The organism is Chromohalobacter sp. 48-RD10 (assembly GCF_029889785.1).
Lineage (GTDB): Bacteria > Pseudomonadota > Gammaproteobacteria > Pseudomonadales > Halomonadaceae > Chromohalobacter.
Genome location: NZ_JARANX010000003.1, coordinates 169429 through 184273, shown reverse-complemented (window position 1 = coordinate 184273; position 14845 = coordinate 169429). Strand labels below are relative to the sequence as shown.

The following is a 14845-nucleotide window of genomic DNA, read 5'->3' as shown; positions in this document are numbered from 1 at the left end:
TTCATACGCTACCTACCGGGATCGGGTCGGCATGCGCCTTACCCTGGCCACGCGTGACGCCACGCTCGAATTCATCGCGGAAATAGTGAATCGCCGACGCCATTGGCATGGCCGCGCCTGGCGCATGCGCGCAGAAAGTGCGCCCTGGCCCCAGGTCCACCGCCAGCGATTCCAGCAAGTCGATGTCTCCTCGCTCGCCCTCGCCAGCCTCCAGGGCCTGCAGGAGTTTGACGCTCCACGGCAATCCATCGCGGCACGGCGTACACCAGCCACAGGACTCGCGGGAGAAGAATTCCTCCAGGTTGCGTGCCAGTGACACTACGCTCTGATCGTCGGCAACCACCGCGATGAGCCCGGTGCCCAGACGGCTGCCGGCATGGCCGATGGTGTCGAAATCCAAGGCCAACTCGAGATGCTCGGGCAGCAGAAAGCCGGTACTCCCGCCACCGGGCAGCCAAGTCTTGAGTGTATGGCCATCGCGCATGCCGCCGGCGCGTTCCATCAGCTCGCTGCCCGTGGTACCCATCGGCAACTCCCACAGGCCGGGCCGCTTGACCTTGCCCGAGACGCCGTACAGCTTGGTGCCGCCATCGCCGCTCTTGCCCTGGGACAAGCCTTGATACCAATCCGCCCCGTGCAGCACGACGGACGGTACGTTGCACAGCGTCTCGACGTTGTTGACCACGGTGGGCTTGCCCCAGGCCCCACTTTGCCCCGGAAAGGGTGGTTTGGCCCGCGGGTTGGCACGCTTGCCTTCCAGCGAGTTGATCAGCGCGGTTTCCTCGCCGCAGATATAACGCCCGGCGCCGGTATGCAGGACGATATCGAAGTCCCAGCCGCTACCGGCCACATCACGCCCCAGCCAGCCATTGGCACGCGCTTCTTCCAACGCGCGCTGGACCGTGCGCGCGGCATCGACGTATTCGCCGCGCATGAAGATATAGCCCTGGTAGGCATTGTTGGCGAAGCCGGCGAGGATCATGCCCTCGATGAGCAGATGCGGCTGCTGTTCGAGCAGCAGACGATCCTTGAAGGTGCCGGGCTCCATTTCGTCGGCGTTGCAGACGATATAGCCGCGCGGGATGCCCTCGCCCTGCATGGTCAGGCTCCACTTGAGCCCGGCGGAGAACCCACCACCACCGCGCCCACGCAGATTGGCGGTCTTCAACTCGTCGATCAGCGCCTTCGAGGTCAAGTCTCGAAAGGCGCGTTCGACGCTGGCGTAGCCCTGCTGCTCGCGATAGGCGTCGAGCATTACCGGCGTGCCGTCGTCGTTGAGCCGAAAGGTCAGCGGGTGCGTTTCAGGGCGGCGTTCGTCGCGGTCTTGCAGAATCCGGCTCATGCCTCGTTCTCCCAATTCATGCGTACCCCTCCAGCAGCGTGGGGATCTCCTCGGGCGTCACCGGCCCGTAGGTATCGTCACCGATCATCAGCGCCGGGCCGCGATCGCAGGCGCCGAGACAGCACACCGGAAGCAGCGTGAACCGGTCATCCGGTGTGGTCTGCCCGAAGCCGATGCCCAGATGCGCAAAGAAGGCATCACGCAGGACTTCGTAATCGGTGAGAAAGCAAGAACTGCTGTCACATATCAGGATCACGTGGCGCCCCACCGGCTGGCGGAAGATCAAGCTATAAAACGTCGCCACTTCCTCGACGCTTGCCGGCGCTACGCCAAGCTCGCGCGCGATGGCATCAATGGCGGCGTCCGGCACCCAACCATGGCGCTTCTGCACGATCTTGAGCGCCTCGATGCTGGCCGCCTGCGGCTGCGGGTAATGCTCGCGCTCATGGGCGATGGCCGCCCGATCCTCGTCGTGCAGCACGAAGCCGTCGGTGGCAATGGGCGTGGAAGTAGTCGAAGCGTGTGTCATGTCAGCGGTCCACGTCGGCCATCACGAAATCGATACTCCCCAGATGGGCGATCAAGTCCGGTACCAAGGCACCGCGCACCGCTGCAGGGATCTGCTGCAGATGCGGGAAACTGGGCGTGCGGACGCGCGTGCGATAGCTCATGGTGTTGCCATCCGAGGTCAGGTAATAGCTATTGATGCCCTTGGTCGCCTCGATCATCGACAGCGACTCGTTGGGCTTGAGCACGGGGCCCCAGGAGACCTGCAGGAAATGCGTGATCAGGGTTTCGATGTGCTGGAGCATCTTCTCGCGCGGCGGCGGCGTGGTCAGCGGATGATCGGCCTTGTAGTCGCCGGCCGGCATATGATCGACGCATTGCTGGATAATGCGCAGGCTCTGGCGCATCTCGTCGATGCGCAGCTGGCCCCGGTCGAAGGCATCGCCGTTGGCCCCTAGCGGCACCTCGAAATCGAAATTCTCGTAGCCGGAATAAGGGCGCTTCTTGCGTAGGTCGAAGTCGCAGCCGGTGGCGCGCAGATTGGGCCCGGTGACGCCCCATTCGAGCGCCTCACGGGTGGTGAAGGCAGCCACCTGTTTGGTGCGCTCACGAATGACGGCATTTTCCATCATCGCGCGCTCGTATTCGATGAGTCGCTTGGGCATCCAATCGAGGAAGCCCTGAACCAGCTTGTCCCAGCCATTGGGCAGGTCGTGCGCGGTGCCACCGATGCGATACCACGCCGGGTGCATGCGAAAGCCGGTAATGCCCTCGATGACCTCATAGGCCTTCTGGCGATCGGTGAAGGTGAAGAACACCGGCGTCATCGCACCCAGGTCCTGCAGATAGGTGCCCAGGAACAGCAAGTGGCTATTGATGCGGAACATTTCCGCCATCATCACACGAATGGTCTTGGCGCGATCGGTCACCTGAATACCTGCCAGCTTTTCCACCGCCATCACATACGGCAGGTTGTTCATTACCCCGCCGGTGTAGTCGATACGATCGGTGTAGGGAATATAGCTGTGCCAGGACTGACGCTCGGCCATCTTCTCGGCGCCGCGATGGTGATAGCCGATATCGGGGACGCAGTCGACCACGACCTCACCGTCGAGCTGCAGGACAATGCGGAAGGCACCATGCGCGGAGGGGTGATTGGGCCCCAGGTTGAGAAACATGTAGTCCGTGTTCTCGTCCTTACGTTTCATGCCCCAGGATTCGGGGTCGAAACGCAGCGCTTCCTGCTCGGTATCCTGCCCTTCCACGGTCAGCGTATAGGGATCGAACTCGGTAGCGCGCGCCGGATAATCCTTGCGCAGTGGATGCCCATGCCAGGTAGGTGGCATCAGCAGACGCGTCATGTGCGGGTGTCCGCGGAAGTCGATGCCGAACATGTCCCAGACTTCGCGCTCGTACCAATTGGCATTGGGATAAAGACCCGCGACGCTGGGCACCTCGAGGTCGCGCTCGGAAAGCGCCACCTTGAGCATCAGATCTCGGTTTCGCGACACCGACATCAACTGATAAAAGACCGTGAAATCCGCAGGGGGCAAATCCGCGCGATGGCTACGCAGACGCTCGTCGATGGCATTCAAGTCGAAGAGCATCTCGAAGGGCTCGGGCATGTCCCGCAGGAAGCCGAGCACCTCGAGCAGGTGCTCGCGGTCGAGCCACAGGACCGGCATGCCGGTGTACGTCGACTGCTCGGCGAACACGTGGTTACCAAAGCGCGCGAATAACGCCTGGACCACCGGGTCATCGGCGTGCAAGTGATTGGCGTATGGCGATTGAACTGCGCTCATGATCGGTTTTCATTCCCCGGCAAGGTGGATCGACTTCGGATGACAGGCGATGGCATCAGGTACTGGACCTACACCTCATCCGGGGAACGCAGTTCCGTCACGGCGATACGCCGATCGCGATTGGCCTCGCGTTGCGAAGGCATTTCGGCTTGATACACCCCCTGGTCACCAACCACCCAGGAGAGCGGACGACGTTCTTGCTGGATGGAGTCCTGAAGCAGTTGCAGCCCTTGTAGAAACGCCTCGGGACGCGGCGGGCAGCCCGGCACGTAGACGTCTACAGGGAGAAACTTGTCGACGCCCTGCACCACCGAGTAGATGTCGTACATGCCCCCGGAATTGGCGCACGACCCCATCGAGATCACCCACTTGGGTTCGAGCATCTGATCGTAGAGTTGCTGGATGACCGGCGCCATCTTGATGAAGCAGGTGCCGGCGATAACCATGAAATCGGCCTGGCGCGGGGAAGCGCGGATGACCTCGGCCCCGAAACGGGCCACATCATGTGGCGCGGTAAAGGCAGTGGTCATTTCCACATAGCAGCAGGAGAGGCCGAAGTTGTACGGCCACAGGGAGTTTTTGCGCCCCCAGTTGACACTATCGTTGAGTACATCTTCCAGCTTGCCGGTGAAGACGTTGCGATGAAGCTGCTCTTTCATCGGGTCATCGGTGGTTTCGCGCTTGTCCAGCGGATAGCTTGCGCTATCCGGCGCCGGTTCGCTATCCGCTCGCGTCAGGGTATATTGCATGATGCGCCTCGAAGCTCTGAAAAAGAAAATTCGGGTATCTGGCGCTATGCCGGTCTTCGCCGGCTCAAGACCGCCTCTAGGACGGTACGCTCATCGATCCGTCACGATATCGGGCGATTGACCGCGTTTGCGCGGTGCCCACTCAAGGGCACCGACACGACTATCGTAGATCAATCCCGCCAGCAGGATGAAAATGAAGACAGCGGCGCCCGCAAAGCCTTCCCAGCCCACCTCGCGGACCGATACGGCCCAGGCGAACAGGAACACGGCTTCGATATCGAAGATCACGAACAGCATCGCAACCAGATAGAACTTGACGGAAAAGCGTTGGCGGGCATTGCCGGTGCCGACAATGCCAGACTCGAAGGGGAGGGACTTGCTACGACCACGGCTACGACCACCGAGCAGACTCGCGGCACCGATCATCAGGGCACATAACGTGAAAACGGCTATTATGAATAGCCCCACGGCCCAATATTCAGCGATCAGCGCGGTTGCCTCATCGGTCATTGCCATGCCTCACAAGCAGCGGATAGCGCGGTAGGGCGCTACCCCAATATTCGTTATCATCGAGGTGCGCGCACCTCGTAGCGCCATTCACGTTGCCTGCGTGTGACGAGTCCCTACAATTTTAGGGGATTTAGCAGCGCCTGTCAGGAAAACCAGTGATAAAGTTAGTAAGTTAACACCATGTCGAACTCCATGATCACCACTCGCCGGACTTGTTCGGTAAGTCATCACTTACGCCGGAAGTTTTGTTCAGTAAAGAGTGTTTTAAGACGAAATGATCCTGCGAGGTAGCCTCGCCTCTCGCCAAGTGTCAACGAAAGTCTCAGTTACCCAGATACATCCCGATTTGCTTCATCACATCCTGTTCGCCGAACGTTTTGCCGGTATCCTACGCTCCACGCAAGCGCCCAAGCCACCACAATGGGCGCGCATCACGCCTGAACACTGAAGGGTAGCCCATGTCCACCGCTCAGACACCGCCCAATGTCCTCACCATCGCCGGCTCCGATCCTTCGGGGGGCGCTGGACTACAGGGGGATATCAAGACGTTTTCAGCGTTGGGCACTTACGCCACAAACGTCATCACGGCAGTGATCGCCCAGAACACGCAGGGCGTAAGTACCGTGCACCCGATCCCCGCCGAGATGATCGCCGAGCAACTCGACAATCTGCTCGGCGATGTGCGTATCGATGCAGTCAAGATCGGCATGGTGGCGAGCATGGATGTCGCCACGACGATTCGCGACGCTCTGACCCGCTACCGGCCACGCTGGGTCGTGCTCGACCCCGTGATGGTCGCCAAGAGCGGTGACATCCTGGTCGATCGTGCCGGCATTCGCGCGGTGCGTGATGTGCTGGTTCCCCTGGCCGATGTGATCACCCCCAACCTGCCGGAGGCAGCGGTGCTGCTGGATGTCGACACCCCACGCACCACGCAGGCGATGGCAACATTGCTCCCCGAGCTGACGCGCATCGGCGCCCCGTATGTGGTGCTCAAGGGCGGGCATCTCAGCGGTAACGCGTGCCCGGATCTGCTTGCAACTCCGCAGGGTGTGGAATGGCTCGAGGCACCGCGCATCGCCACCCAGAACCTGCATGGCACCGGTTGCGCACTGTCTTCGGCGGTGACCGCCTATCTGGCCCACCTGCCGGCCGAGGCCAGCGCCCATACCGATATTCACGCGGCGATCGGCGACGCCAAACGCTGGCTGCATACAGCGTTGGACGCCAGCGTACATCTCGATGTCGGCCAGGGGCGGGGGCCGGTGCATCATTTTCACGCCTGGTGGTAAGCGCGCATAGGCGTACGCTGCGCTTATCGTGACCGCGTACTTGCAGAGAGCGCCGGGGGCAACCATGCTTTGCTTCACCGCAATGCTCCCATGACGTAGCGGTCACTACCATCCGGCTCGACGTCAGCGCGGTGTCGCCTGCATTCGCACGCCGCCTTCTCGCAGGAGGGACGTATCATGCCTCAGACCTTATTACTGGCTTGCGACCTGTCCGCCGAAAACCGTGCCGCTTTCGCACGTGCCGTGAAACTAGCCCATGCCCAGGGCTGCCGCTTGGACATCCTCCACGTCCTCGATCCCTATCTGCCGCATCAGGCGCTGCACGACCTGGAGGCCTGCGTCGTCCACGAGCTCGAGCGTCAGTTGACCGACATTCGCGAGGATTACGCGCTTACCGCGCCCGAAACCTTGATACAGACGGTCACCGGGGCGTCCTATGCCGAAATAATCCGCGAAGCACATGACCGCGATGCCACCATGATCGTGCTCGGCACCCACCGTAAACGCGGCCAACACGCGCTGGTCGGCGGCACGACCCTGGCCCGAGTGATGAGCCGCGCGCCATGTCCGGTGCTCACCGTCAGCCACAGCCCCGAGCAGACATGGCAAGACGTGCTGGTGCCGGTGGATTTTTCGCTGGCCAGTCGCCACACCCTGCGTGACGTTCTGACCCACTTTCCACAAGCACGCCTGACGCTACTGCATGCCTGGCACTTACCCGGCGACGATGAAATGGGCTCCGATAGCGGCTATGCCCGCTGGCGTGAGCGTGAGCTCGCCGCGCGACGTATCCGCCTGGAAGCGGAGATCGACAAGCTCATGGAAGAGGTCGGCGACGTGCCGGAGCTCGAACTGGTCCTCGAGCAAGGCGAACCCGGCGAGGTGCTGATGGATTATCTGCGTCGTCAACCGCCCGATCTGCTGGCACTCGGACATCAGGATCTGGCGCTCTTCGGCCGACATCAACCGGCGCCCTTGATCGAACGCCTGCTTGCCGAAGTGCATGTGGACATGATGGTATGCCGAGCCTGGTAGCCACTCACGCCCCCAAGGATCCTCACCATGAAAGCCGTCATTCAGCGTGTCCGCCATGCCAGCGTCGACGTCGACGAGCGTACGACGGGCAGCATCGAACAAGGCGTGATGGCCTTGATCGGCGTGGCGCCCGAGGATACCCAAGCTCACGCCGACAAGATGTTGCAGAAACTGCTCAAGCTGCGCATATTCGGCGACGAGGCAAGCAAGATGAACCTCAACGTACAGCAGGTGGAAGGCGGCGTGTTGCTGGTGCCGCAATTCACCCTCATGGCCAATACTTCCAAGGGCCTGCGGCCGGGCTTCGATGGCGCCGCGACACCCGCCCACGGCGAGGCAATGTTCGATTACCTGGTGGCTCAAGCACGGCAGGCGTGGTCGCGCGTCGCCACCGGTGAATTCGGCGCTGACATGCAGGTCTCGCTACTCAACGACGGGCCAGTGACCTTGATCGTCGAGACATAATGGTCGCCGGCCCACGCTCATGCGTCCGGAACGGGCACCCGCTTCCGGGTTTCAGGCGTCATCCGTCAGCGCCGCTTCGCGCTCTTCGATGGCCTCTTCGGCCTCCAGCCAGCGCTGTTCAAGCGTCTCGAGACGACTCTGCGCATCGCCCTGGCGCCCCAACAAGTCGGTCAGCTCTTCCTTGCGCGCACTGTCCTGGTACAAGCCTTCATCGGCCAGCGCCGTTTCCAGTTGCTCCAGCTCTGCCTGAGCCTTGCTCATGTCACGTTCGACGTTGTCGCGCTCGCGCTTGAGCGGCCGCAACTTCTCACGCAACTCGGCGGCGGCGCGGCGCGAGGCCTTGCGATCACCCTTGGGGATATCTGCGGCGGTCTGACGCTCAGCCTTTTCCTGGCGCGCATCGCGCCGTTCGCCCTCGAGGCGCTCCTTGAGCCAGGCACGATAGTCGTCAAGGTCGCCATCGAAGGCAGTGACACCGCCATCCACCACATGCCAGAACTCATCGACGCTGGCGCGCAGCAGGTGGCGATCATGGGAGACGATGATCACCGTTCCCTCGAACCCGGCCAAGGCTTGGGTCAGGGATTCGCGCATTTCCAGGTCGAGGTGGTTGGTCGGCTCGTCTAGCAACAACAGGTTGGGTTTTTGCCAAGCGATCAACGACAGCGCCAGGCGTGCCTTCTCCCCCCCGGAGAAGTTCCCCACGCTGGCGAAGACGTCATTGCCGTGAAACCCGAAGCCACCCAGGAAGTTGCGAATCTCCTGGTCGCTGGCCGTGGGCGACAGCCGCTGGATGTGCACGAACGGCGTCGAGCTCACGTCGAGATGCTCGAGTTGATGCTGGGCGAAGTAACCGATCGCCAGGTTATCGCCGGGCACGCGCTTGCCCTCCAGCAACGATTGCTGCGCCGTCAGCGCCTTGATCAGCGTCGATTTGCCCGCCCCGTTGGCACCCAGCAGCCCGATCCGCTGTCCCGGCAAGATGCTCATGCTGACGTGCTCGAGCAACGGTGTTTGACCATATCCCAGCGTGGCGTCATCGAGCACCAAAAGCGGCGAGGAGGTCTTGTCGGCACTGGGCAGGGTGAAGTGAAACGGCGAATCGGCATGCGCGACGGCGATGGTTTCCATGCGTTCCAGCATCTTCAGGCGACTCTGTGCCTGACGCGCTTTGCTGGCCTGGGCGCGAAAGCGCGCCACAAAGCGCTCGATCTCCTCGCGCCGAGCTTGCTGCTTGGCCGCTTCGGCCTGGGCACGCGCCTGACGCTCGGCCCGCGTGTGCTCGAAGCGCGAATAGTTGCCGCGATACAGCGTCAACTGGCGTTGTTCGAAGTGCACGATGTGATCGCACACCGCATCCAGGAAGTCGCGGTCGTGGGAAATCAGCAACAGCGTACCGGGATAGCGCGTCAGCCACTGTTCGAGCCATAGCAAAGCGTCGAGATCGAGGTGGTTGGTCGGCTCGTCGAGCAGCATCAGATCGGACGGCATGAACAGCGTCTGCGCCAAGTTGACGCGCATCCGCCAGCCCCCCGAGAAGTCCGACAGCGGGCGATACAGGTCAGCCTGCGTGAAGCCCAGCCCAACCAACATTTGCTCGGCACGCGGCCGCGCGGTGTAACCTTCGAGCGCTTCGATCTCGCCATGCAACTCGGCCTCGCGATGGACCGCACCACTGGCCTGCGCCTCGGCCAGGGCCTGTTCCGTCGTGCGCAATTCGGTGTGGCCATCGAGTACATGCTCGACCAATGCTCGATCGAGCGCTTCCACCTCCTGCGCCATATGCGCAATGCGCTGCCCACCAGAAAGCTCTATCGTGCCGTACTCCGGGGTCAGTTCTCCCAGCAACAGCTTGAAAAGACTCGACTTACCCGAGCCATTGGCACCCACGATACCCGCCTTGGTGGCATCGTGCAGCGTGAGGTCGGCGTTCTCGATCAGCGGCTGGATCCCGCGTTGCAGCGCGAGTTGGCGAAATGCGATCATGCCCGCTCCGGTGATAATTCAGTGAGTTACGCCGCCATGCCCGCCAGGACGGCTGGAGAATGACCATGCATTCTACCCAATTGTGCGATGTCCTGCGGAATCCACCGCTTTGGGATTATGCCTTGACGTTGTATCAGCGCCCCGAAGTCGCCGATGCCTGCTTACAGCTACAAGATACGGCAGGGGCAGATGTCTGCGAATTGTTGTGGCGCTGCTGGCTCGATCATCATGCGCTTGTGCCCACCGAGAAGGCGCACAACGCGTTGGATGAAGTTCGCGCCTGGCAAGCCGAGGTCACACAGCCGATCCGTCATCTACGTCGCATGCTCAAGCCACGTGCGCGAGACGAATATGACGTGGCGACGCTGCGCGATCATCTCAAGGAAGCCGAGCTACTCGCCGAACACGAAACACTGCGCCAGTTTCAGGCCATCAGCGAGACGTCGCATGCCATACGCAAGCATCGGGCCGACGACGCCAGCCTGACAATGCAGCTGACACGCTGCCTGGTCATGCAAGGGCCAGCGCAGGAAGCCGCACTGGCAACGCTGACCACCCAACACACGGCGCACCATCCGTAAGACGTTGTCTCTTCGCAGCCAGCTCAACGTCCGAAAGCGTCTATCACGCATGTGTGGAAACACCATTGACGAGTGGCGCTCACCCCGCAAACTCTGTAGGTTTTATAGAAGCCAGTCCGATTGACCGTGACACCTTCACGACGCGGTACGGACGTCGAGATCCATGCCATTCGCACGCCGAATCGGCCATCACAAAAAGGACTCTACGACATGACACCTTCACAGCCTGGCAATAGCGATGAAAAAACTGAATCATGCAGTGCCTTGCTTCGTGTACTGGGCACTATCGATCATGGCCTGGGCATCATCGAGCGCGTGATCATCGCGGGGGGCATACTCGCCATGGCCGCGCTCATGAGCGGTCACGTCGTCGGCAATCTGCTGTTCGAGCAAGGTATCCCCGGGACCTACGAAGTGACCGAGATGCTGATCGTGGTGATCACCTTCGTCGGTGTCGGCTATGCAACCCGCAATGCCCGCCATATCAGCATGTCGGCAATCTATGATCAACTCAGCGGCCGCTGGCGCAAGGCACTTCTCATCCTGATTTGTCTGGGCACTGCAGTGTTGATGTTCTATTTCGCCGACAAGTCCATCGACTATGTCATGACCATTCACGATCGCGGTCGCAGCAGTGCGTCACTGAACATTCCACTCTGGATCGTCTATCTCGCCCTCCCCGTCGGTTTCATGCTAGCCGGCGTGCAATACCTGCTCACCGCCGTGCGCAACTTGGTCAGTGACGATATCTACCGTGCCTTCAACCAAAAAGAGGCATACGACGAAGTGCCCCCGGAAGCAGAAGAAGGCAATGACGCACGTCGCGATGCCTGAATTTCTTCTCCGCAACACGACCGCCATCAACGCGAGGACGTAAAACAATGCTAACTTGGCTAGCCGTGATCATGCTGGCACTGCTACTGCTCGGGTTCCCGATGATGGTTCCCCTGGCGGCGGGAACGCTTTTCATGATGTTCACAGACATGACGTTTTTCGGACCCGACCAGGCCGTGAGCTGGATGATCAACGGCATCGGCAGTTGGGTGCTCGCCGCCGTCCCCATGTTCATCTTCGCCGCTGACATCCTGACCAAAGGCCATACCGCCAACCGTCTGCTCGATGTCGTCGATGTCTTCACTCGCCATGTCCGCGGGGGCTTGCCCATCACCACCGCCGCCTCGTGCGCCCTATTCGGAGCCGTCTCGGGCTCCACGCAAGCCACCGTGGTCGCCATGGGCGGACCGATGCGTCCTCGTCTCCTGGCACGAGGCTATCCTGACAGTTTCGCTCTGGCCCTGATCATCAACGCCAGCGATATCGCGCTGCTGATTCCGCCCAGCATCGGTTTCATCGTCTACGGCGTGGTCATGAAAACATCGATCGGCGATTTGTTCCTCGCCGGTATCCTTCCTGGCCTTCTGATCCTGGCCATGTTTGCCGTGTACTGCTATATCAGCGCACGCCTGAGAGGCATCGATCCCGAGCCACGCGCCACCTGGGCGGAACGCTTCAAGGCGGTGCGCAGAGTCATTCTGCCGATGGGATTTCCGGTGCTGGTGGTCGGCGGTATCTACGGCGGCTTCTTCAGTGCCGTCGAGGCCTCGGCAGTCGCAGTGGCCTATGCTTTTCTTCTAGAGGTCGTCATCTACCGTCAGGTATCGATCCGTGACCTCGGTAGCCTGGCACTCTCCACCGGCATGATCACCGCCGTGGTCTTCATCCTCGTCGCCATCGGCGCGGCGTTCTCGCAGACCCTGGGCACCGCCGGCGTGCCGGAGCAGATCCTCGGCCCCATCATCGACGGTATCGGCGACAACCAGTTCCTGGCATTGCTGCTGATCGCTGCGGCCTTCTTTGTGGGCTGCATGTTCGTCGACCCAATCGTGGTCATTCTGATTCTGGTGCCGATCTTCAAACCACTGGTCGACGCCACCGGACTGGACCCGGTGCATGTGGGCGTGATCGTTACCCTGCAGGCGGCCATCGGCTCGGCCACTCCACCGTTCGGCTGCGATATCTTTACCGCCATCGCGGTATTCCGCCGCCCTTACATGGAAGTAATTCGCGGCACACCGCCATTCATTGCCATCCTGGCATTGGCAACGATCATCTTGATCATGTTCCCGCAGATATCGCTGCTGCTTCCCTCGCTCGGCGGTGACTGAGTGCAACCGGCCCGGCCCTCGTCGGGCCACATTTCATGCCACTACCGACGGCCAAACGTATAAAAACCCCGGAAGCTCAACGCTTCCGGGGTTTTTCATGCGGTCTTTCAGTACGTCAGTCGTTGACGGTCAAGCTTATTCCGCCTTGTCGTCAGACCGATCGACATGGTCCAGCACGATGTCCAATGCTTTCTGACCACGTTCGCCGACCATATCGACGTAGGCCTGACGCACCGGCTCGGCCAGCTTACGGAAAGCATTACGCTCATTCTCGTCCAAATGGACGATGCTGATGTCGCTCTTGTCCTTGATGGTCTCAAGACGTTCGGAGTTGAACTGAGTCTGAATATCGTGACCCTTCTGGACCATCTCGTCGAGCGTGGACTCGAGCATCTCGCGCTGATCGTCGGACAGGTCGTCGTACCACTCCTCGTTACCGATGAAGTTGGCGATGAACTGCGACTGCTCGGCAAAGATCATGTAATCCTGTACTTCATAGAAGCCCATGTTCTCGTGGGCGAAGACCGGCTGGATATTACCTTCCGCCTGACCTTGCTGCAGGGCGCTGTAGAGCTCACCGTAGGCGATGGTGATGGGCGAGGCGCCATAGGCCTCATAGGTCGAGCGCAGCAGACTGTTATCCATGACCCGGATCTGCAGGTTGTCCATATCCTCCGGGGTACGAATTTCCTTGTTGGCCGTCCAGACCTGGTACCCTTCGGGCAAGGCCCCCAGCGGCACCAGCCCGCGCTCACGGAACGAGTCCTGCCAGGCATCACTCTTGAGGAAGTCGTCGGAGTTGAGAATCTCGGCCGTCTCCATCTGGTCGTTCGGCATGACGTAGTTGAGACTCATCAACTGGCTTTCCGGGACGGTACCGCCCAAGAAGCCGGAGCCGAAGCCGAGCGGAATGGCGCCGCTCTGGATGGCGTCATACAACGCCGAGTAGCTTGACCCCCAGGAACCATACGGCAGCAACTCGACCGTAATGTCGCCGTCGCTCTTTTCCTCGATCAATTTCTTGAACTCTTCCGCATAGCCGTACTGCACGCTACCTTCGGGCTCCTCGAGACCAAAACGCCAGGTCTCGGCAGACGCCGTGGAAGCGACACCGACTAGGCCTAACGCCGTGATACTCAGAACGATATTGCGCAGTTGCATAGAGTTCCCTCTTTCTTATCAATGTAGATTTAGAGAAGAGCAAAGTCGCGTCGATGTCAAGTCGTCCCCCTTCGCGCGGGTGCGCAACGGCACCGGTACTGGTACAGTCGAGGAGCGGTGTTTGTTTATTTTGCTAAGGAGTTTTCATGAAACGTTTGATGACAGCTGTGGCGTTCGGCGGCCTCGTAGCGACGCCGCTGCTGACCATGGCTGCCCCGCAGAGCGACGAAGCCAAGCTCAGCTATAGCATTGGCGCGACTCTCGGCCAAAGCATCAAGCAGGACATCTCGGATCTCGATACCGACGCCTTCACCCAAGCGGTCAAGGACGTTTACGCCGGCGACGACCTGCAGATGAGCGATGACGAAATCGCCACCACGCTCTCTGACTTCAAGAAGCAGAAGATGGCCGAGCAAAAAAAGAAGATGGCTGAGCAGAAGAAAGAAAAGGCGCAGTCAGCCGAAGAGAACCGCAAGGCCAGCGAGGCGTTCCTTGAAGAGAACGCCAAGAAGGACGGTGTGAAAGTCACCGACTCGGGGCTGCAGTACAAGGTACTTGAATCCGGCGACGGTGAAACACCCAGTTCCGACGATACCGTGAAGGTCAACTACGAAGGCAAACTGCCCGACGGTACCGTGTTCGATAGCTCCTACGAGCGCGGCGAACCGATCACCTTCCAGGTCGGTCAGGTCATCGAGGGTTGGCAGGAAGCACTACAGCAGATGCAGGTAGGCGATACCTGGATGCTCTACGTACCCGCCGATCTCGCCTATGGCCAGGGTGGCACCGGTGGCCCAATCGGTCCCAACCAGGCACTTACCTTCAAGATCGAGCTGCTGGGTATCGAAGCCGGCGACGACCAAGAGGCGTCGGCCGACGAGTAAGCGCTCGTCACGCCAGGTGCCTCGCGAGGCGCCTGGCATTTCTCTTCATGCTGTTCTCGCCTTGCTGCGCATTGCCTTCTTTCCGGACGCTTCGCTGTGCGTTTTCCACACCCCTATATCCATCACTACCTGTGGATAGTTTTGTGGAGCGTCTGTGGCTTGGCGGTGAAAACCGGCTTTCCTGACCTCATGGCGCCCTTTCATGATGCTCGCCTGCCGTCCAGCACGCCTCGCAGTCACATCAAAATAATCATCAAATTATTGTTTTAACTGATTTTTTAAAAATTCGCCATCTAGAGAAGGGTGCAGAGTAAGCGTTGGCTTACCCACAAGCCGCATGGCAAGGGCGATTGCTATAATGTGGAC

The 14845-nt window shown here is 60.5% G+C and carries 14 protein-coding genes; 7 read left to right on the top strand and 7 right to left on the bottom strand.

Annotated features, from left to right (window positions below):
- Position 1: 1 nt before the first annotated feature.
- From nuoF to OP496_RS05780, 5 genes are all read right to left on the bottom strand, one after another.
- On the bottom strand, positions 2 to 1342 hold the full coding sequence (gene nuoF, locus OP496_RS05800; RefSeq protein ID WP_280562562.1) for an NADH-quinone oxidoreductase subunit NuoF: 1341 nt from the start codon (positions 1340 to 1342) through the stop codon (positions 2 to 4).
- Positions 1343 to 1358: 16 nt separating this feature from the next.
- Positions 1359 to 1871: an NADH-quinone oxidoreductase subunit NuoE gene (nuoE, locus tag OP496_RS05795; RefSeq protein ID WP_280562561.1), complete on the bottom strand. Its 513-nt coding sequence runs from the start codon at positions 1869 to 1871 to the stop codon at positions 1359 to 1361.
- A 1-nt stretch (position 1872) separates the two neighbouring features.
- On the bottom strand, positions 1873 to 3651 hold the full coding sequence (nuoC, locus tag OP496_RS05790; protein ID WP_280562560.1) for an NADH-quinone oxidoreductase subunit C/D: 1779 nt from the start codon (positions 3649 to 3651) through the stop codon (positions 1873 to 1875).
- A 68-nt stretch (positions 3652 to 3719) separates the two neighbouring features.
- On the bottom strand, positions 3720 to 4400 hold the full coding sequence (locus tag OP496_RS05785; RefSeq protein WP_280562559.1) for an NADH-quinone oxidoreductase subunit B family protein: 681 nt from the start codon (positions 4398 to 4400) through the stop codon (positions 3720 to 3722).
- Positions 4401 to 4490: 90 nt separating this feature from the next.
- Positions 4491 to 4910 carry an NADH-quinone oxidoreductase subunit A gene (locus tag OP496_RS05780; protein WP_280539711.1) on the bottom strand — a complete coding sequence of 140 codons (420 nt, stop codon included), beginning with the start codon at positions 4908 to 4910 and terminating at the stop codon, positions 4491 to 4493.
- A 458-nt stretch (positions 4911 to 5368) separates the two neighbouring features.
- Here OP496_RS05780 and thiD point away from each other — a divergent pair, with 458 nt between their 5' ends.
- The 3 genes from thiD to dtd all read left to right on the top strand — a co-directional run bounded on the left by thiD (position 5369) and on the right by dtd (position 7702).
- A complete protein-coding gene (gene thiD / locus OP496_RS05775) occupies positions 5369 to 6202 on the top strand; it encodes a bifunctional hydroxymethylpyrimidine kinase/phosphomethylpyrimidine kinase (RefSeq protein ID WP_280562558.1) in 834 nt (277 codons plus the stop codon).
- A gap of 177 nt (positions 6203 to 6379) precedes the next feature.
- On the top strand, positions 6380 to 7237 hold the full coding sequence (locus OP496_RS05770; protein WP_280562557.1) for a universal stress protein: 858 nt from the start codon (positions 6380 to 6382) through the stop codon (positions 7235 to 7237).
- A gap of 27 nt (positions 7238 to 7264) precedes the next feature.
- Positions 7265 to 7702 carry a D-aminoacyl-tRNA deacylase gene (dtd, locus tag OP496_RS05765; RefSeq protein ID WP_280562555.1) on the top strand — a complete coding sequence of 146 codons (438 nt, stop codon included), beginning with the start codon at positions 7265 to 7267 and terminating at the stop codon, positions 7700 to 7702.
- 51 nt (positions 7703 to 7753) lie between these two features.
- On the opposite strand, the gene OP496_RS05760 is transcribed toward dtd, so the two are convergent.
- The gene (locus OP496_RS05760) at positions 7754 to 9688 is read right to left on the bottom strand and encodes an ATP-binding cassette domain-containing protein (RefSeq protein WP_280562554.1); all 1935 of its coding nucleotides are present in this window, start codon (positions 9686 to 9688) and stop codon (positions 7754 to 7756) included.
- Positions 9689 to 9753: 65 nt separating this feature from the next.
- Here OP496_RS05760 and OP496_RS05755 point away from each other — a divergent pair, with 65 nt between their 5' ends.
- From OP496_RS05755 to OP496_RS05745, 3 genes are all read left to right on the top strand, one after another.
- Positions 9754 to 10269, top strand: coding sequence for a TIGR02444 family protein (locus OP496_RS05755; RefSeq protein ID WP_280562552.1), 516 nt, complete (start codon positions 9754 to 9756; stop codon positions 10267 to 10269).
- Positions 10270 to 10479: 210 nt separating this feature from the next.
- Positions 10480 to 11103: a TRAP transporter small permease gene (locus OP496_RS05750; RefSeq protein ID WP_280562550.1), complete on the top strand. Its 624-nt coding sequence runs from the start codon at positions 10480 to 10482 to the stop codon at positions 11101 to 11103.
- 47 nt (positions 11104 to 11150) lie between these two features.
- The gene (locus tag OP496_RS05745) at positions 11151 to 12434 is read left to right on the top strand and encodes a TRAP transporter large permease (protein ID WP_280562548.1); all 1284 of its coding nucleotides are present in this window, start codon (positions 11151 to 11153) and stop codon (positions 12432 to 12434) included.
- Positions 12435 to 12569: 135 nt separating this feature from the next.
- Here OP496_RS05745 and dctP read toward each other — a convergent pair whose 3' ends face one another.
- Entirely contained in the window at positions 12570 to 13595 is a 1026-nt protein-coding gene (dctP, locus tag OP496_RS05740) for a TRAP transporter substrate-binding protein DctP (protein WP_280562547.1), read from the bottom strand.
- A gap of 146 nt (positions 13596 to 13741) precedes the next feature.
- Between dctP and OP496_RS05735 the strand changes: the two genes are divergently transcribed.
- Positions 13742 to 14479, top strand: a complete 738-nt coding sequence (locus tag OP496_RS05735) for an FKBP-type peptidyl-prolyl cis-trans isomerase (RefSeq protein WP_280562546.1) — start codon at positions 13742 to 13744, stop codon at positions 14477 to 14479.
- The last annotated feature ends 366 nt before the right edge of the window (positions 14480 to 14845 follow it).

Excerpts from the sequence above, each read along its gene's own strand:
- nuoF (WP_280562562.1), bottom strand. The coding sequence starts at position 1,342 with ATGAGCCGGATTCTGCAAGACCGCGACGAACGCCGCCCTGAAACGCAC.
- nuoE (WP_280562561.1), bottom strand. The coding sequence starts at position 1,871 with ATGACACACGCTTCGACTACTTCCACGCCCATTGCCACCGACGGCTTC.
- nuoC (WP_280562560.1), bottom strand. The coding sequence starts at position 3,651 with ATGAGCGCAGTTCAATCGCCATACGCCAATCACTTGCACGCCGATGAC.
- OP496_RS05785 (WP_280562559.1), bottom strand. The coding sequence starts at position 4,400 with ATGCAATATACCCTGACGCGAGCGGATAGCGAACCGGCGCCGGATAGC.
- OP496_RS05780 (WP_280539711.1), bottom strand. The coding sequence starts at position 4,910 with ATGACCGATGAGGCAACCGCGCTGATCGCTGAATATTGGGCCGTGGGG.
- thiD (WP_280562558.1), top strand. The coding sequence starts at position 5,369 with ATGTCCACCGCTCAGACACCGCCCAATGTCCTCACCATCGCCGGCTCC.
- OP496_RS05770 (WP_280562557.1), top strand. The coding sequence starts at position 6,380 with ATGCCTCAGACCTTATTACTGGCTTGCGACCTGTCCGCCGAAAACCGT.
- dtd (WP_280562555.1), top strand. The coding sequence starts at position 7,265 with ATGAAAGCCGTCATTCAGCGTGTCCGCCATGCCAGCGTCGACGTCGAC.
- OP496_RS05760 (WP_280562554.1), bottom strand. The coding sequence starts at position 9,688 with ATGATCGCATTTCGCCAACTCGCGCTGCAACGCGGGATCCAGCCGCTG.
- OP496_RS05755 (WP_280562552.1), top strand. The coding sequence starts at position 9,754 with ATGCATTCTACCCAATTGTGCGATGTCCTGCGGAATCCACCGCTTTGG.
- OP496_RS05750 (WP_280562550.1), top strand. The coding sequence starts at position 10,480 with ATGACACCTTCACAGCCTGGCAATAGCGATGAAAAAACTGAATCATGC.
- OP496_RS05745 (WP_280562548.1), top strand. The coding sequence starts at position 11,151 with ATGCTAACTTGGCTAGCCGTGATCATGCTGGCACTGCTACTGCTCGGG.
- dctP (WP_280562547.1), bottom strand. The coding sequence starts at position 13,595 with ATGCAACTGCGCAATATCGTTCTGAGTATCACGGCGTTAGGCCTAGTC.
- OP496_RS05735 (WP_280562546.1), top strand. The coding sequence starts at position 13,742 with ATGAAACGTTTGATGACAGCTGTGGCGTTCGGCGGCCTCGTAGCGACG.